This window comes from Labrenzia sp. 5N, assembly GCF_012395805.1.
In the GTDB taxonomy this organism is placed as follows: domain Bacteria; phylum Pseudomonadota; class Alphaproteobacteria; order Rhizobiales; family Stappiaceae; genus Roseibium; species Roseibium algicola.
Genome location: NZ_JAAZTM010000020.1, coordinates 1032099 through 1048822, shown reverse-complemented (window position 1 = coordinate 1048822; position 16724 = coordinate 1032099). Strand labels below are relative to the sequence as shown.

At 58.8% G+C, this 16724-nt stretch carries 19 protein-coding genes; 8 read left to right on the top strand and 11 right to left on the bottom strand.

Features of this window, described 5'->3' with window-relative positions; all coding sequences use genetic code 11:
* Nucleotides 1–91: 91 nt before the first annotated feature.
* The 6 genes from HEP89_RS25250 to HEP89_RS25225 all read right to left on the bottom strand — a co-directional run bounded on the left by HEP89_RS25250 (nucleotide 92) and on the right by HEP89_RS25225 (nucleotide 4525).
* Nucleotides 92–1048 carry a methyltetrahydrofolate cobalamin methyltransferase gene (locus tag HEP89_RS25250; RefSeq protein ID WP_023003861.1) on the bottom strand — a complete coding sequence of 319 codons (957 nt, stop codon included), beginning with the start codon at nucleotides 1046–1048 and terminating at the stop codon, nucleotides 92–94.
* Nucleotides 1049–1942 (bottom strand): methylenetetrahydrofolate reductase, encoded by an 894-nt coding sequence (locus tag HEP89_RS25245; RefSeq protein ID WP_168693312.1) that lies wholly within the window; start codon nucleotides 1940–1942, stop codon nucleotides 1049–1051.
* A complete protein-coding gene (locus HEP89_RS25240; RefSeq protein ID WP_031270670.1) occupies nucleotides 1935–2237 on the bottom strand; it encodes a virulence factor in 303 nt (100 codons plus the stop codon). The genes HEP89_RS25245 and HEP89_RS25240 overlap by 8 nt, the downstream gene beginning before the upstream one ends.
* 113 nt (nucleotides 2238–2350) lie before the next feature.
* Nucleotides 2351–2998: a DUF1638 domain-containing protein gene (locus tag HEP89_RS25235; RefSeq protein ID WP_055656430.1), complete on the bottom strand. Its 648-nt coding sequence runs from the start codon at nucleotides 2996–2998 to the stop codon at nucleotides 2351–2353.
* 26 nt (nucleotides 2999–3024) lie between these two features.
* Complete coding sequence (locus HEP89_RS25230; protein WP_031270674.1) at nucleotides 3025–3729, bottom strand: B12-binding domain-containing protein; 705 nt, start codon at nucleotides 3727–3729, stop codon at nucleotides 3025–3027.
* Between the two features lie 178 nt (nucleotides 3730–3907).
* Nucleotides 3908–4525 (bottom strand): TetR/AcrR family transcriptional regulator, encoded by a 618-nt coding sequence (locus HEP89_RS25225; RefSeq protein ID WP_055653522.1) that lies wholly within the window; start codon nucleotides 4523–4525, stop codon nucleotides 3908–3910.
* An 86-nt stretch (nucleotides 4526–4611) separates the two neighbouring features.
* Between HEP89_RS25225 and HEP89_RS25220 the strand changes: the two genes are divergently transcribed.
* The gene (locus HEP89_RS25220) at nucleotides 4612–5124 is read left to right on the top strand and encodes an anthrone oxygenase family protein (RefSeq protein ID WP_168693311.1); all 513 of its coding nucleotides are present in this window, start codon (nucleotides 4612–4614) and stop codon (nucleotides 5122–5124) included.
* A 185-nt stretch (nucleotides 5125–5309) separates the two neighbouring features.
* On the opposite strand, the gene HEP89_RS25215 is transcribed toward HEP89_RS25220, so the two are convergent.
* Both HEP89_RS25215 and HEP89_RS25210 read right to left on the bottom strand, forming a co-directional pair.
* On the bottom strand, nucleotides 5310–6980 hold the full coding sequence (locus HEP89_RS25215) for a formate--tetrahydrofolate ligase (RefSeq protein ID WP_168693310.1): 1671 nt from the start codon (nucleotides 6978–6980) through the stop codon (nucleotides 5310–5312).
* 146 nt (nucleotides 6981–7126) lie between these two features.
* Nucleotides 7127–7495 (bottom strand): hypothetical protein, encoded by a 369-nt coding sequence (locus HEP89_RS25210; RefSeq protein ID WP_062491737.1) that lies wholly within the window; start codon nucleotides 7493–7495, stop codon nucleotides 7127–7129.
* Between the two features lie 132 nt (nucleotides 7496–7627).
* Between HEP89_RS25210 and HEP89_RS25205 the strand changes: the two genes are divergently transcribed.
* The gene (locus HEP89_RS25205; protein WP_075281503.1) at nucleotides 7628–8188 is read left to right on the top strand and encodes an XRE family transcriptional regulator; all 561 of its coding nucleotides are present in this window, start codon (nucleotides 7628–7630) and stop codon (nucleotides 8186–8188) included.
* A 24-nt stretch (nucleotides 8189–8212) separates the two neighbouring features.
* Here HEP89_RS25205 and HEP89_RS25200 read toward each other — a convergent pair whose 3' ends face one another.
* Complete coding sequence (locus HEP89_RS25200; protein WP_168693309.1) at nucleotides 8213–8743, bottom strand: Lrp/AsnC family transcriptional regulator; 531 nt, start codon at nucleotides 8741–8743, stop codon at nucleotides 8213–8215.
* Between the two features lie 81 nt (nucleotides 8744–8824).
* Here HEP89_RS25200 and HEP89_RS25195 point away from each other — a divergent pair, with 81 nt between their 5' ends.
* The 4 genes from HEP89_RS25195 to tdh all read left to right on the top strand — a co-directional run bounded on the left by HEP89_RS25195 (nucleotide 8825) and on the right by tdh (nucleotide 12266).
* A complete protein-coding gene (locus tag HEP89_RS25195) occupies nucleotides 8825–9211 on the top strand; it encodes a RidA family protein (RefSeq protein ID WP_168693308.1) in 387 nt (128 codons plus the stop codon).
* Nucleotides 9212–9257: 46 nt separating this feature from the next.
* Nucleotides 9258–9884 (top strand): LysE family translocator, encoded by a 627-nt coding sequence (locus HEP89_RS25190; protein WP_075281506.1) that lies wholly within the window; start codon nucleotides 9258–9260, stop codon nucleotides 9882–9884.
* Nucleotides 9885–10041: 157 nt separating this feature from the next.
* A complete protein-coding gene (locus tag HEP89_RS25185; protein ID WP_168693307.1) occupies nucleotides 10042–11229 on the top strand; it encodes a glycine C-acetyltransferase in 1188 nt (395 codons plus the stop codon).
* An 11-nt stretch (nucleotides 11230–11240) separates the two neighbouring features.
* Nucleotides 11241–12266, top strand: a complete 1026-nt coding sequence (tdh, locus tag HEP89_RS25180) for an L-threonine 3-dehydrogenase (protein WP_208993601.1) — start codon at nucleotides 11241–11243, stop codon at nucleotides 12264–12266.
* A gap of 124 nt (nucleotides 12267–12390) precedes the next feature.
* Here tdh and HEP89_RS25175 read toward each other — a convergent pair whose 3' ends face one another.
* Entirely contained in the window at nucleotides 12391–12594 is a 204-nt protein-coding gene (locus tag HEP89_RS25175) for a YgaP-like transmembrane domain (protein ID WP_031270681.1), read from the bottom strand.
* A gap of 253 nt (nucleotides 12595–12847) precedes the next feature.
* On the opposite strand from HEP89_RS25175, the gene HEP89_RS25170 reads away from it, so the two are divergent.
* The gene (locus tag HEP89_RS25170; protein ID WP_077290151.1) at nucleotides 12848–13912 is read left to right on the top strand and encodes an NUDIX domain-containing protein; all 1065 of its coding nucleotides are present in this window, start codon (nucleotides 12848–12850) and stop codon (nucleotides 13910–13912) included.
* Between the two features lie 56 nt (nucleotides 13913–13968).
* Nucleotides 13969–15375, top strand: a complete 1407-nt coding sequence (locus HEP89_RS25165) for a nicotinate phosphoribosyltransferase (protein WP_077290150.1) — start codon at nucleotides 13969–13971, stop codon at nucleotides 15373–15375.
* Between the two features lie 64 nt (nucleotides 15376–15439).
* Here the strand turns inward: HEP89_RS25165 and HEP89_RS25160 are convergent, their stop codons facing one another.
* A complete protein-coding gene (locus HEP89_RS25160; RefSeq protein WP_077290149.1) occupies nucleotides 15440–16657 on the bottom strand; it encodes a crosslink repair DNA glycosylase YcaQ family protein in 1218 nt (405 codons plus the stop codon).
* Nucleotides 16658–16724: the final 67 nt, after the last annotated feature.

Sequence of the window (16724 nt, the reverse complement as noted above, 5' to 3'; positions counted from 1 at the left end):
GGATTGGGGTGGAGATTCCATCCTGAAACTGGTGAAAGCCACCCTGTTTGCGGAAGGGGAGAGAACCGCAAACGTGTTATGACATCTGGGCTCAGCCGGCGGACCGACGGGCCGCGCGTCCACCGCGGCGACGACCGCCTGCAGACGCACCACCTTCACCAGGTGCTGCAACCGCACCTGCAGCGGCAGGCTGGTGATCACGGTAGGTCATGATCCATTCCGAGCAGTTCGGATCAGTGCCGTTGAGCACGTTCGCCGCACGTACGGCTTCCATTTCCTGCGGGCGGCACGGGTTCATGATCGCGGAGGTCATGCCGGCACCGATGACCATCGGAATGAACCCGGCATTGATGCCGTGGCGATGCGGCAGGCCGAAGGAGATGTTGGAAAGGCCGCAGGTCGTGTTGACCTTCAGCTCTTCACGCAGACGGCGCAGCAACCGGAACACCTGCTGACCTGCGGTGCCCATGGCGCCGATCGGCATCACTAGCGGATCCACGACAATATCGTGTGCGGGAATGCCATAGTCGGCAGCATGCTGAACGATCTTCCTGGCGACTTCGAAACGAACGTCCGGATCTTCGGAGATACCGGTCTCGTCGTTCGAGATCGCCACCACCGGCACGTTGTATTTCTTGATCAGCGGCAGGATCGCTTCCAGCTTCTCTTCTTCACCGGTCACGGAGTTGACCAGCGGACGGCCCTTGGCAACCGCAAGGCCGGCCTCGATGGCGGCGGTCACGGATGAATCGATAGACAAGGGAACGTCGACAAGCTCTTGAACTATCTCAAGAGTTTTGACGAGGAGGGGCGGTTCGGTCTCATTCGGGTTGACCGCTGTCACGCCTGCGTTGACGTCAAGCATGGTCGCGCCTGCAGCCACCTGGGCCAGCGCATCGGCCTTGACGGTTTCGAAGTTGCCTTCGGCCATTTCCGCCGCCAGCTTCTTGCGGCCGGTCGGGTTGATCCGCTCGCCGATCACGCAGAACGGCTGATCGAAACCGATAACGATTTCCTTGGTGGCGGACGCGACAACAGTGCGGGTCATTTATGCGCTCTCATTGGCAGTCAGGATTGAAGACGAGGTTTGAAAAGACCAGCTCCCGCGGCTGTGCAGCCACTCGGCGGTTTTCTGGATACCGCCGAAGGGATAGGCGTGAATCTGGGCCAATTGGGTGTTCGACTGGCTGGTGACGCGGGTCTCCAGCGGATCGACCATCGTGTCAGGATCGTAGCCCGACAGCATGGAGACGACGGCACCGCCGCGCTTCTTCAGGAAGTTGAAGGAATTTTCAACACCGGCAAAAGCGGCATATTTCAGCAGGGTCGTCATCTTTGCCGGACCGGCAACGCCGACATGGACCGGGAACTCGTTGCCCCATTCGCGCAGCTCGTCCAGCCACAGGCTGACGCGGTGCGGATCGAACCCGAACTGGGTGACAATGCGGAATTCCGCATCGCTTTCGCAGGCAAGTTCGTGCTTGCGCTGCAGGAAGCTCTTGATGACGTCCGGCTTGATGTCCGGTGCGCCTTCCGGGTGACCTGCAACGGCGATCTTCTTGATGCCGAGCTTGTCGAAGAGGCCCGTCTCCAGAAGGGCGACGGATGAGGTGAGGGGGCCGGCTTTTTCTGCTTCACCGGCAATGGCCAGAACCTCGGTCGCACCTGCTTCCTGGGTCAGACGCGTGATGCGGCGCTCGAAGTCCTCACGGCTGGCGTACCGGCGGGCCGCCATATGCGGAACGGCGGTCAGCTTGTTGTCGCGCAGGATGCGGGCGGCATCGACGATCATGTCTTCCGAGCAGTTGCCCAGATCCGTGACATAGACCTGCGTGCCCGCCGGAATAAATTCCAGAAGCTCGGTCTTTTCGACCACCTGCTTGGGAGACATTTCGGTAGAGGCGGGAAGCCGCCCATTGGCCAACAGGCGCTGATCAGTCATGTTCCGAGCCTCCATTTGCGAGCAGGGTTTTCAGTCTCTCTTTCGGATAGGCCGAGACCAGGTCGGTCAGGGCTGCGTCCGCTTCCGTTTCCAGGTCGTCCGTGACGGAGACCGGGTCTGTCCGGCGCCACTCCGCCATGTAGGCGTCGCTGTCCTTCGCTCCGATCCGCATCGCGCAGGCATCAATGGCTTCCATGAACATGGCCGGCAGTTCCCGTCGGGCGGATTTGCGCCCCTGTTTCACCAGGATCTGTGCCGGGATGTCCCGCCAATAAACGATGATTTTCTGCGCCATTCTCGGACTTTCCTCCTGAGAAACATGTTTGCCGGAAGCTGGCTGATCCAGGACGCCTGATAGCGGCATCATCACGTGAAAAACCGACTTGTCCGGATGCTATTTTGCGACGCTCAGTCCGCCTGGCCCTTGTCCAGAAACGGCTGAAGCAATCCATACCCGGTTCGGCGCATTTCAAACGGCAGACCCAGCCGGTCTGCCGCGCGCCGCGCCGCATCCTCAAGGGCAGGGTCATCGGTCTGCGCAAGGTAAAGAACACGGGTGTAATGAGCGAAATACATGTCCCGCAAATGCGGGTGCCAGTCGAGGCCGAGCGGTTCGATGACCATGGTCTGGAAGTGACGGGCCAGGAAGTCGGTCAGGTAGAAGGTGCCGAGCTGGTCGTCTTCCATCTGGTCGAATTCGTCTATCCCCGTGAAGAAGGCATAGCAGTGTGCGCCATCGATGCGTCTCGCGCCGGTTTCTTCCAGCACCTTGTCGAGCAGGCCACCGGTTCCGCAATCGCCGTAGGCAATCAGAATGTCGGAATAGGTGTCCGCATTCTTGAGGATGGCCCGGCGGACTTCATCAGGGATCTTTTCCGGCGAGTTGTGAAGCTTCGCCGGAAGGCATGTGATGTCGAGATGATCGAGGCGGTTCTTTTCTCGGATGGCAACGATTTCGCGTGCCAGAGCCCCGCAGGCAATAACAAGAACGCGGCCGGCCTTGTCGTCCGCGCTCCCATCCGTTTCAACCGGAAAGAGAGGCTCGCCCACCAACATTTCGGCAGCCTCCTTGAACATTGCCGTCAGCCCTTGTTGGCCAGCATGTTGTGGCGGCGAGCGATCAGATCTTTCGCCATTTCCACAGCAACGGCCGCGTCGCGGCAATAACCGTCAGCACCGACGGCTTCGCCGAATTCCTCGTTCAGCGGTGCACCGCCAACGAGCACGATATAATCGTCCCGGATGCCCTTGGCCTTCATTTCGTCGATCACGACTTTCATGTAGGGCATGGTGGTGGTCAGTAGAGCTGACATGCCGAGAATGTCCGGCTGGTGCTCTTCAATGGCCGCAAGGTAGTTTTCGACAGGGTTGTTGATGCCGATGTCGATCACTTCAAAGCCGGCGCCTTCCATCATCATCGAGACAAGGTTCTTGCCGATGTCGTGGATGTCGCCCTTCACGGTGCCAATGACCATCTTGCCAACCTTCGGCGCACCGGTTTCCGCCAGCAGCGGACGCAGGATGCCCATGCCGGCTTTCATGGCGTTGGCGGAAAGCAGCACTTCGGGAACGAACAGGATGCCATCGCGGAAGTCGACGCCGACGATCCGCATGCCTTCGACAAGGGCCTTGGTCAGGATGTCGTAAGGTACCCAGCCGCGTTCCAGAAGGATGTTCACGGCATCCGTGATTTCTTCCTGAAGACCGTCGTAGAGGTCGTCATGCATCTGCTCGACAAGTTCGTCGTCAGAAAGGGAGGCGAGATCAATATCGTCTTCGTCAGACATGGGCAGCTCCAACCAGGCACAACGGGCCATCAACTTAGTGCAAAACCTTATGCCTCAAGCCGGATTCGCCGATATCTCCAAAGCGACACGGCTAGTCGTTTACGCGACAGGGAAATCAAGCCAGGCCGTTCAACGTCAATTTTGTGCGCTGACGGGAAATGTTTGTAGCTGTCTAAACTTACGAGAAGGCAGTGGCGCTGCCTGCCGAAAGAAGCTTCACGCCCTGCCAGGCGGTTTCCGCACGGGCGTCGATGTCGTTTTCCGACCATTCAGCCACGGCGCGTGTCACCAGCCGGATTTGAAGATCGCCGATCAGCAGGGACAGATAGATTTCCGCCGCGGTTTCCGTTTCAAGGCCTGTCAGCAGTCCGTCGCCCTGAACCTTCGCGACAAGGTCGGTTACGAGCGGCCTGATCGCGTCGCGACCGCTTTGCGCTAGGGCAGTTCCAAGCGTGCCGGTCGTGTCGGCGGCAGCTGCACGGTTGAGAGCGATCGCGGCCGGGTTCGAAAGAACGCCCAGGAGACGTCGGCCGAAGTTCCGCAGTGCTTCGGTGGGAGACGGGGTGTTTTCAATACACTCTCGAAGTGACTGGCGAATGTTTTCTGCATTGCGATCCACCAGGGCGCTGAACAACCCGGTCTTGTCTCCATACCAGCGGTAGAGCGTTTCGTTGGAGGCCTTTGCTTTTTTTGCGACTGCCAGCATCGACAGGTTGTCATAGCCCTGATCCAGCAGCAATTCGATCGCCGCCGCTTCTATGGATGCTTTCCGTCGTTCCCTGGCTTCCGCCCGCATGTCGTTCTCTCCGTAGCTTGCTCAAAACCGTAATCGATGTTACGGAAATTACAATCCGTACACTTAATTACGGTTTGGAGTTTGGGATGTATCGACTTGCGCTTGGAACCGGTCTCCTGGCGATTGTTTTTGCCGGGGCCATCTTCGGTTTCTTCTATGCCTGGGTCTGCTCAACCATGTGGGGCCTGGATGCCACTGACCCTCGCATTGCGATAGCAGCCATGCAGGCCATGAACGCGTCTGTCCGGAACGCCGTTTTTGCGCCCCCTTTCTTCGGCACGCCTTTCGTTCTTGCTCTTGCCGGGGTCTTCAGCCTGTTGTCTGGCCGGCGCGCAGCCGGGGTCGCCTTTGTAGGTGGAGCAATCGTCTATGCGCTGGGCGGCATCATGCTGACGTTCCTTGTCAACGTGCCGATGAACCTCGAGCTTGCTGAGGCAGCGATCCCGGAAAACCTGAATGAAGCGGCAATGCTCTGGCGGTCCTATTCCGAGCCTTGGCAGGTGCGGAACCAGACACGGACCGTCTTCTCGGGCCTTTCCCTGTTGTTGGCTGCGATCGGTCTCGTTCTGCTCGGCCGACATCCACACCGCGCTGCCTAGCCGAAATCTCAACTTTCTTCATGCGTGGCTCGACCATGGCATCCGTGCCGTTTCAGTTCCTCTTGTATAGCGTTTGAAGCGATGTCATTCCGGCGCGGGCTGAGAGACCGTTGACCGCACGCCACACAAAAAAAGGCAGGTCCTGAGACCCGCCTTTTCTGGTATTCGGCATCGATCCTGAATGATCAGAACAGACCTTCGATCTGACCTTTTTCGTCCAGTTTGATGTGGTTGGCTGACGGCACGCGCGGCAGGCCGGGCATGGTCATGATTTCCCCGCAGATCACTACGATGAAACCGGCCCCTGCCGACAGGCGGACTTCGCGGACCGGCAGGCTGTGGCCGGTCGGGGCGCCTCGGCGCTGCGGGTCGGTCGTGAAGGAATACTGGGTCTTGGCCATACAGACCGGCAGATGACCGAACCCGTCGGCTTCCCAACGCTTGAGCTGGTCGCGCACAGACTTGTCTGCCAGAACTTCGTCTGCCCGGTAGATCCGTTTTGCGATGGTTTCGATCTTCTCGAACAGGGACAGGCTGTCGTCGTAGAGCGGTGCGAACTGCGCCGCGCCGCTTTCGGCAAGGGCTGCAACACGGGTGGCAAGTTCTTCGGTACCTGCGGAGCCGTTGGCCCAATGGGTCGCCAGGATCGCTTCAACGCCGAATTCGGCACAGTAATCCCGCACGGCCTGAACTTCCGCTTCCGTGTCTGCTGTGAAGTGGTTGATGGCCACAACTGCCGGAACACCGAACTGCTTGACGTTCTCAATGTGGCGGCCAAGGTTGGCGCAGCCTTTTTTCACGGCTTCGACGTTCTCGTTGCCGAGGTCTTCCTTGGCAACGCCGCCATTCATCTTCAAAGCCTTGATGGTGGCGACGATGACAACCGCATCCGGGCTGAGGCCTGCCTTGCGGCATTTGATGTCGAAGAACTTCTCGGCACCGAGATCTGCGCCAAAGCCAGCTTCCGTCACCACATAGTCGGCCAGCTTCAGGGCTGTCTGGGTGGCAACCACGGAGTTGCAGCCGTGTGCGATGTTGGCGAAAGGGCCGCCGTGAATGAATGCGGGATTGTTTTCCAGCGTCTGCACCAGGTTCGGCTGCATTGCTTCTTTCAGCAGCACGGTCATGGCGCCGTCTGCTTCCAGTTCGCGCGCGGTGATCGCCGTGCGGTCGCGCCGGTAGGCAACGATGATGTCGCCGAGTCGCTTCTGCAGATCTTCGAGATCGGTCGCCAGGCAGAGGATGGCCATGATTTCGGAGGCGACGGTGATGTCGAACCCTGCTTCACGCGGAAAGCCGTTGGCAATGCCACCAAGCGAACAGACGATGGAACGCAGTGCGCGATCGTTCATGTCCATCACCCGGCGCCAGACCACGCGGCGAATGTCGATGCCCAGTTCATTGCCCCAGTAGATGTGGTTCTCGATCAGGGCGGCGAGCAGGTTGTGGGCCGAGGTGATGGCGTGGAAGTCGCCGGTGAAATGCAGGTTGATGTCTTCCATCGGGACGACCTGCGCATAGCCGCCGCCGGCTGCGCCGCCCTTCATGCCGAAACAGGGGCCGAGCGAAGGTTCGCGCAGGCAGATCATCGCGTTCTTGCCGATCCTGTTGAGGCCGTCGCCAAGACCGACCGTTGTGGTCGTCTTGCCTTCGCCGGCCGGGGTCGGGTTGATCGCCGTCACCAGAATCAGCTTGCCGTTCTTGCGGCCATTGAGGTTGGCAATGTAGTCGGCGGAAATCTTGGCCTTGGTGCGCCCGTAGGGCAGGAGAGAGTCTTCGGGAATATTCAGCCGTGTGCCGATCTCCTGAATGGGTTTCATCTTGGCTGCACGGGCAATTTCAATATCGCTGGCCATGGGTTCTCTCTCTCCGAAGCGTTTCCGATTTCTTGTTTTCCGGATGCGGTTTTGCACCGCCCCGACTTGTGCCGGAACGCTATGGGAGAGGGCGGTGCAGCAAATGTTCCGAAAGCGACAGGATGCGCCCCGGAAGCGACGGCAATTCAATCGGCGCGGTTGCGCAGCACTGTTGCGAGAAAAACCAGCATGGTCAGAACCGCCAGAACAGAGCCGGCTTTGGCCATGATTTCCCCTTCGGCGTTGATCGCAAATACGATCCCGGGCACCAGTACGATGACGGTGAGAACCGACAATCCGTAGTGGATGAGCGCAAGGCGCGAGGCAGCTGCCTTTGGTGCAAGGGCGTAGTAGGCACCAAAGACGGCCATCATCACGAAGCCGATCAGGTTGAGATGCCCATGCGCTGGCGCAAGTGTGTGATCAGTGGTCGCGGACATGTGGATGCCCCAGGCCATGCCGATCAGGGCAAAGAGTGCGGCCGTGGCAAAATAAAGACGTGGTATCGCTTTCATGTGTTCCCCCCGGAAGACGATGGCCATTCCTGTTTTCAGGTCCTGGCCGAGGGAAAGCTTACATGATTTGTGGCAGTTGGATGACGGGAAAAGTAAATTGCAATATCTGGCGAAACGGATTTTAGTTCCGCAATGACAGATTCAGACATTCTCTCCCGTTTGCCGGCCCGCCTCAAGAAAGCGCGGCGTGCCCAGGGGCTCTCGCTTGAGGCCGTTGAAAAGCTCTCCGGCGTTTCCCGCTCCATGGTCAGCCAGATCGAGCGCGGGGAGTCCAACCCGACTGTCGCGACCCTGCTCAATCTGACCAGGGCCCTGAATGTCGACTTTGCAGGTCTTCTGGGGGAGGAGGCAGCCGAGGATCGGGTCGAGATCGTGCACGAACATCAGACCCCGGCGCTCGACAGGGCGGGAGACGGCTGCAAGATCCGCATCCTGTCACCGCCTCAGGACACGGGCCGGTTCGAAATCTATGAGCTGATATTCGCGGCAGATGGAAAGCTCGACAGCAAACCGCACGAACGTGGAACGCGGGAGCAACTGATAGCCGAAGACGGCCGGCTTGAAGTCACGTCCGGTGTGGCCAAAGGTGTCATCGGAAAAGGGGACACGGCTCGCTACGCCGCCGACGTGCCCCATTGCATTGCAGCCGTTGGCGGCCCGGCTCGGGCGATCCTGATGGTGATTAAGTTCTGAAGGCCGCGAGCGCTTCCTTGACATTCACACAGCCGGCAGCGGCACATCAGGCCAGGTTTCCGTGACTTCCGCCTGCACCGGCCGGTCGAGATACGTCGTCAGCACCACATAACTTCTGGTCGCCCTTACACCCGGCAGGGCATAGACCTGTGCAAGGAAGTGTTCCATCGCGTCGGCGTTGGCCGTCCGCACCTTCAGGATGACACAACAGTCGCCCGTGACCGAATGGAGCTCTTCCACTTCCGGAAAGTCCCGCAGCTTCATCATCCGCTCGCTCTTGCCCCATCCGCTGGCATCCACATGCACGAAAGCCAGAAACGGTTTGCCGACAGACATGGGATCAATGGCGGCGTTGGTGGAGGAGATGGTGCCGGACGCGATCATCCGCTTTACCCGGTCATGCACAGCCGGTGCGGACAGCCCGACCTTGGTCCCGATCTCGGCATAGGTCTGCCGGGCATTGCGCACCAGCTCGCTTAATATTCTTCGGTCGAATGCGTCCACGGGGCGGCCGGGGGTGCTGTTTTTCTGAATGGTCTCTTTATTTGATTTCATTCGGCCAGATCCTTGTTGCGGTGAATCGTGTTCGTCTGAACAGTCATTTCCGAAACAGATTTCGGAAGAAGGATCTTCGACTTGTTGGAGCGGACAATCAACCCGGACAAGGGCATTTACCCGGCAACACCGGATTATGTGCATGCCCTGGAAGTGACCGGTGCAGGGCGGTTGCTCTTCGTCAGCGGCACCATGGGGCTTGATGTAATCGGCCGGGCTCCAGAGAGCCTGCAAGAGCAGCTCGATCTGGTTTGGGCGAACCTGCGCCGGATCCTGACTGAAGCGGATATGACGACCGACAATATCGTCCGCGTCACCAGTTATCTTTCAGATCCGGACCATGCCGAAAAGAACCAGGCCGCACGACTGGAGGCACTGGGCGCCCGACGCGTCCCGACCACCGCCATTGTGGTTCGAACGCTGACACCCGAGTGGATGATCGAAATCGAAATTGTCGCGGCCGCTTAGGCGAAGCAGCAGTTCTCGGCAAATCTGGCGAGCGCAGGAGAAAGCAATGCAGTTCGAGACCTATCTGATCTTTCTTGTCACGACAGCTGTCGTGGTTTTCTCTCCCGGTGCGGCGGCCGTGGCCGTTGCGTCGCAAGGGGCGGCCAATGGTGGGCGTCGGGCACTCGGTGGCGTTTTTGGTATTGCGTCTGCCAATGCCGTTTATTTTGCGCTTTCAGCAACCGGCATTGCCTCACTGATCATTGCTTCCAACCTGGTGTTCTCGGTAATCAAATGGGCTGGTGTAGGATATCTCGTCTGGCTGGGTCTGACCGCACTCTTCACGCCGGCAGGCGCAATCCGCGTCAAACGGTCCGGGCGGCAGTCCAGCCTGAAGGCGTTGTTCGCCCAGGGATTTGTGATCGAATTCGCCAATCCGAAGGCACTGCTCTATTTCGCAGCCATTTTGCCCCAGTTTCTCGACATCAATGCACCCATTGTTCCGCAGATCCTGATCATGGGCATGACGACGTTCCTGATCGACCTGACATCCTACACGGCATATGCCTTTCTGGGGGATCGCCTCACCCGTGGCGAGATGAAGAACTGGGTTGTAGGTCTCGTCAACAAATGCGCCGGGGTTGCCTTGCTCTATGCAGGTTTCCGAATGGCGGGTGTCACTGTTATGCGTTAGTATCTGCGGATATTTCCTGGCCGGAAAGGCTGATGCGATCGCCTGGATCTTACAGAAGGGCAGTTGCAGGAATCCGTGATACCGGAAATCGAATCTTTTATTCCGGACAAATATCCGGCATAGTGGAGGAAATATCCATTTTGCCGGAGGAAGCCCTGTGTCCGATGCCTTTCTGTCGCATATTTCCGAGACGCTAAAAGAAATCGAGGCCGAAGGGCTCTACAAACGCGAGCGGTTGATCACCTCGCCGCAGGGCGGTGTGATCACGGTTGGCGGGCGCGAGGTTATCAACCTTTGCGCAAACAATTACCTGGGTCTGGCCGATCATCCGGCTCTCGAGGAGGCGGCGCGCAAGGCACTTGAGCCAAAGGGTTACGGCATGGCGTCCGTGCGCTTCATTTGCGGAACGCAGGACATTCACCGGCAACTTGAGCAACGCCTGGCTGAATTTCTCGGCAAGGACGATTCCATTCTGTTCGCGGCCTGTTTTGACGCAAATGGCGGCTTGTTCGAGCCTTTGCTCGGTCCTGAGGACGCGATCATATCGGACGCGCTCAATCACGCATCGATCATAGACGGTGTTCGCCTGTGCAAGGCCCAGCGCTATCGCTACGCCAATTCCGATATGGCGGATCTGGAAGCGAAGCTGAAGGAAGCCCGAGCCGCCGGAGCCCGCCATATCATGATCGCGACCGACGGTGTCTTCTCGATGGACGGCTATCTGGCCAACCTGCCGGGGGTGACCGAACTGGCCAGGCAATATGATGCCGTGGTGATGGTCGACGATTGCCACGCGACCGGTTTCATGGGGCCGAAGGGCGAGGGCACACCGGCGCATTTCGGGGTTGATGTCGACATCCTGACCGGAACGCTCGGCAAGGCGCTGGGCGGCGGCATTGGTGGTTACATTGCCGGGCCTCAGCCGGTTATTGACCTGTTGCGCCAGCGGGCAAGGCCCTACCTCTTCTCCAACTCTCTGCCACCGGCAGTGGTCATGAGCGGTCTTGAGGCCATCCGCCTGGTAGAAGAGGGTGACGATCTGCGCAAGAACCTTTTTGAGAATGCCGGCTATTGGCGTGCAGGCCTCGAAGCGCTCGGCTTCACGCTTCTGCCGGGCGAGCATCCCATCATTCCGGTGATGCTGGGCGAGGCAAAGTTGGCCCAGGAAATGGCGGCAAAGTTGTTTGAGGAAGGCGTCTATGTCTCCGGTTTCTTCTTTCCTGTGGTGCCGCGCGGTCAGGCCCGGATTCGCACGCAGATGAACGCGGCCTTGACCCGGTCCGATCTGGACCGCGCCCTGGAAGCCTTCGAAAAGGCCGGCAAGGCGACGGGGGTTCTGTCATGACCAGCAACCAGATGAAGGCGCTGTCCAAGTCCGAGCCGAAAGAGGGCCTCTGGATGACCCGCGCGCCGGTGCCGGAAATCGGTCCGGACGACGTTCTGATCAAGATCCATAAAACCGGCATTTGCGGCACGGATATTCACATCTGGAACTGGGACGACTGGGCGTCGAAGACCGTGCCGGTGCCGATGATCACCGGTCACGAATTCGCCGGCGAAATTGTCGAACTCGGCAAGAACGTCACCGACCTTGAAATCGGACAGCGATGCTCAGGCGAGGGGCACCTGATCGGACGGCACTCACGCCAGTCTCGCGCGGGCAAGTTTCATCTGGATCCGGAAACCCGCGGCATAGGCGTCAACGAGCAGGGTGCCTTTGCAGAATATCTGCGCTTGCCGGCTTTCAATGTTGTGCCTTTGCCGGACGAGATCGACGATGAGATCGGCGCCATTCTCGACCCGCTCGGCAATGCGGTTCATACCGCACTCAGTTTCGATCTGGTTGGAGAGGATGTTCTGATCACCGGAGCCGGTCCGATCGGCATCATGGCCGCTGCTGTTGCCCGTCATGTCGGGGCGCGCAATGTCGTTATCACCGATATCAATCAGGCGCGTCTCGACCTTGCAACGAAGGTGGCCGACGTGGTGCCGGTCAATGTCGCCCGGGAAGATCTGAAAGGCATCGAGAAGAAACTCGGCATGAAGGAAGGCTTCGACGTCGGCCTGGAAATGTCCGGCAGTCAGGTAGCGCTCGATCAGATGGTCGAGAACCTCGTGATGGGCGGGCGGATCGCACTGCTTGGTATCCCACCCGGAAAGTCGCCCGTCGACTGGTCACGCATCGTGTTCAAGGCCATCACGATCAAGGGCGTTTACGGCCGGGAAATTTTCGAGACCTGGTACAAGATGATTGCCATGCTGCAGAACGGTCTGGACGTGCGCAATGTCATCACGCACCGGTTTGGTGTCGATGATTTCGAAAAAGGTTTTGCTGCCATGAAGTCCGGCGAAGCCGGCAAGGTAGTCCTCAGTTGGACATGAGCCGGCTGAATGGCGAAGGGAACTTCAGCAGCTACGTCAACAATCAAGTGACGCAAGATCGCTCTCGATCAGATCGAGGGCGATCTTTTCGCGCGCGTTTCTTTCCTGGTGGCGTTGCACCGTTTCAGGCAAAGCCGGATTTCTGCGGCAAACCCAGCTTTTTCAGGACCATCACCACCGGGCAAAGTCCGGTAAAGGAAGCCTGGACGAGATGGGCGCCGAGAATTCCGGTGAGCCAAAGCCAGTTGAGATTGACGTAGACAGCCAGCAATACCGACGCAAGTATCAGCAGGCCGACCACGAGAAGAATGGCGCGTTCGACGGTCATCGTATTCTCCCAAGTTTCATTCATTCGAAACAGAGAAATTATGCGCCCATTTTACCGCGTTGAACAGGTCCCTGGTTCCGGGGTGACATATCGCCAAGCAGGGATCTCACCGGCGTAATTGCGGCAAATTCCGGATCGACAAGAGAATAATACTCATTTTGAGCATTATTCTCTTGCTAATGCTCAAAATGAGTATTAGATGAGATGCAGCCGAGGAGTTCGGCTGCATTCCATAAATTCGAGGGAGGCTCGAATGTCCAAATTTCACTACGGTGTTTTTGTCGGCCGCTTTCAGCCGTTGCATGCCGGCCATGAGGCCGTCATCAGATCTGCTCTGGAACAAGTCGATACGCTGATCGTGCTGATCGGGTCTTCCGGTCAGGCGCGCAGCCCGCGAAATCCCTTCACTTGCGCCGAACGCGAAGAAATGTTCGCAAAGGTGTTCAAGCACGAGCTGACCACCGGCCGTCTGATCCTGAAGCCTGTTTCGGATCATCCCTATTCGGATGCTGCCTGGTGCGCCGAGGTTCAGCGAGCCGTCAATGAAACCGTGCTTGCCGATTACAACAAGGGCGGTGTCGTTCTGCATGGCTTGCAGGATATCGAGATCGCGCTTGCAGGCTATGGCAAGGACCGCACGAGTTACTATCTCAAGCTGTTTCCCGAATGGGGCAATGTGCAGTTGGCGAGCCAATACGGCACCTTCTCGTCGACAGACGTGCGCAGGCAGTTGTTCCAGCGCATCCCGGTCATATCGCGGTCGGTTCTGTCGGCCGGCGTGGTGGAGTGGCTGGAAGCCTTTGTTCTGACGGAGACCTTTCGTGCACTTCTGGAAGAGGCCGAGTACCTGGATGCCTATCCCGGGCAATGGGGAAGGGGACCGTTCGTGACGGTGGATGCCGTCGTCATCCAGTCCGGAAACATTCTTCTGGTCGAGCGCGGCCAGGCTCCCGGCAAGGGATTGCTGGCTCTGCCCGGCGGTTTCCTTGATCCCAGTGAAAGCATAAAGGATGCCGCGATCCGCGAGTTGAAGGAAGAAACCGCCATCAGCGACCACAAGGGAGAAATCCCCCCGGCGATGCTGGCGTCTTTCATAGACGGAACCAAGACAAGGGTCTTCGACCATCCTGACCGGTCGTTGCGTGGCCGCATCATCACCCACGCGTTTCTGTTTCGCCTGCCTGAACGGCGCGAACTGTTTTCAGTCACGGGTGGCGACGATGCCAGGTCAGCCAATTGGCATCGCCTTGGCGACCTGAAGTCCGAGCAGTTCTTCGAAGATCACTGGTCCATCATCCAGCTGATGGCGGACCTGTAACAGCGCCCGCGGGGGAGGCCCGCAGGCAATCGCACCTGTCACGTGAGGAGTTCACAATGACAAATCCACTTCTGGCGACTGACAGCTACAAGCAGTCGCATTTCAAGCAATACCCTCCGGAGGCCCGCAGGATTTCTGCTTACCTGGAAGCAAGGCCAAATCCGTTTTCGGACAGCGTCCTGTTCTTCGGGCTGCAAACTTACCTGAAGGACGTGCTTCTCAAGCCGATCACGGCATCGGACATTGCGGCGGCTGATCGGATCTGTGCCGCCCATGGCGTTCCCTTCAACCGGGAAGGTTGGGAACAGATCCTGACAGATCATGGTGGCCTGTTTCCGCTGGAGATCAAGGCGCTGCCGGAAGGAACACTGGCACCGAGTGGTGTGCCGTTGGTTCAGGTGGAAAACACCGACGAGCGCATGCCCTGGCTGACGACCTGGGTGGAAACCGCCTTGTTGCGGTCGGTCTGGTACCCGTCGACGGTTGCGACGTTGTCTTTCAAGTGCAAGGAGATCCTGTATCGCGGTCTTCTGGAAACGTCCGACGATCCGGACAGCCAGATCCCGTTCAAGCTGCACGATTTTGGCGCGCGCGGTGTATCTTCTGCCGAAAGCGCCGCTCTTGGCGGCATGGCCCATCTGGTCAACTTTGCAGGCACCGACACCATGGAAGCTCTGGAAGCGGCCATGACCTGGTACGGCGCGGATGTGGCGGGCTTTTCCATCCCGGCTGCTGAACACTCGACTATGACGAGTTGGGGCCGTGAGCGGGAAGTCGACGCGTACCGGAACATGCTGGTGCAGTTTGGCCGTCCCAATGCTCTGGTGGCGGTCGTTTCAGACAGCTACGATCTCGGCAATGCTGTCGAGAACCTGTGGTGCGGCCGGTTGAAGGACGAGGTGCGGAAATCGGGGGCAACGGTCGTCATCCGCCCGGATTCCGGCGACCCTGTCGAAATGCCGTTGAAGGTTATGGAAACCCTTTGGCAGCACTACGGCGGCTCGGAAAACAGCAAGGGTGCGCGCGTGTTGCATCCGTCGGTTCGCGTCATTCAGGGTGACGGCATGAAGCTCGACACCATCAGGCAACTGGTGGAAGAGCTGGTGCGTCGCAATTGGTCGGTCGACAACATCGCCGTCGGAATGGGCGGGGGACTGTTGCAGCAGGTCAACCGGGACACGATGCGCTTTGCCATGAAGGCAAATGCGATGAAAACCGCTGATGGCACCTGGCGCGATGTCTCCAAGAACCCGGCGACCGATCCCGGCAAGGCCTCCAAGGCCGGTCGGCAGGCGACGGTCCTGGAAAACGGCGTGCTGAGCGCGGTTCGTCTCGAAGTGGTTGGCGGCAGAACCGATCAGTTGCAGACGGTCTACCGTAATGGCATGCTGGTGAAGGACTGGACTTTCGAAGAGGTACGCGCTCTGGCCCGTAAGCACCTGTTGGAAAGGGTAGCGAGCTGACCACATGATTGACCCATGGTGTTGGCCGGATGACGGCCAGCACTGGAAACAGTGGTGCGGACGGCTAAAGGGCCGTCCGTTGCCAATCCGGTTCGTAGGTAATGTCGGAAACGCCGGCAAAGCGGGCGGTGCGTTCCAGCTCCGCCTGTAGTTTGGCCTCCCGGCCCTTTGAGGCTCTGATGCCTTGTTCCGGCCAGTAGGCCCGCACATGAAGCCTGTTCTCGCTCCTGAGTGCCTTCATGTCGATGCGGCCGATCAAACGGTCGCCTTCCAGGACAGGGAAGACGTAGTAGCCGTATTGGCGCTTCGGCTCGGGAACGAAGATCTCGATCCGGTAGTAGAAACCGAACAGGCGCTCGGCCCTTTTGCGGTCGCGAAGTGCAGGATCGAACGGCGACAGGATCCGCACCCGCGAAGGCGGTTCGGGAAGCTCGGAAACGGTATCCAGCGTCTCCGGATAGGCGAACACCTTCCGCCAGGATCCATCGACACACTCAACTTCAATTTCGGTAATCGTGCCCGCAGCCTTTGCTGCCGTGCACCAGTCCTTGGCTTCCTGAGGCGTGATCAGGTCCCAGAAGGCAGCAATCTCGCCGGAGGTCGCAAAGCCCAGCCTGTCGAGCGCGGAGCGGGCTGCCCAATCTGTCGTTTCTTCAAAGTCATGAGCAGCATTGAGATGTTGCGCCGGAATGACCCGTTCCGTCAGGTCGTAGACTTTCTGAAACCCGTTCCGGCCGGTTACCGACAATTCGCCGGTGCGCCACAGGAACTCGAGTGCTGCCTTTGAGGGGTGCCATTCCCACCAGCCGCCATTGCTGCGTTGCTCGTCTTCACCAACAGATGCCGACGTGACCGGACCATGGTCGCTGATCCTGTTCAAAATCTCGTCGAATTTCCGTTCGAACTCGTTCTGGTGCCAGTTGCGCCATCTGTTGATGAGGTTTTCCTTGTCCCGGCTGAAGCGTAGGCGCCAATGCCGGAAGAACTCTGTCGGTATGACCGACGCATCGTGCGTCCAATGCTCGAACAGATGCCGGTCACGCTCGGCAAGAAGCTTGAGGTTCTTTTCCTTGTAGGCTGGTCGCCGGGTAGCCAGGATCATGTGGTGCGCGCGGGCGACAGTGTTGATGCTGTCGAGCTGCACGAAGCCGATCTGGTCTATGACCGCAGCAAGATCATCGCCTTTTCCGGTTCCCTTGGGGGCGGATGCAAGGCCGTGTCTTTCGAGGAAGAGCTGCCGAGCGATACGATTCGGCAGCCGGGGCAGGGGGGAGGCACTCATGCGGCAAGGCTAGCATCTTCCAGGTTTCAAAGAAAATGACCGCAGGGATCTTATTGTGAATTTTTGC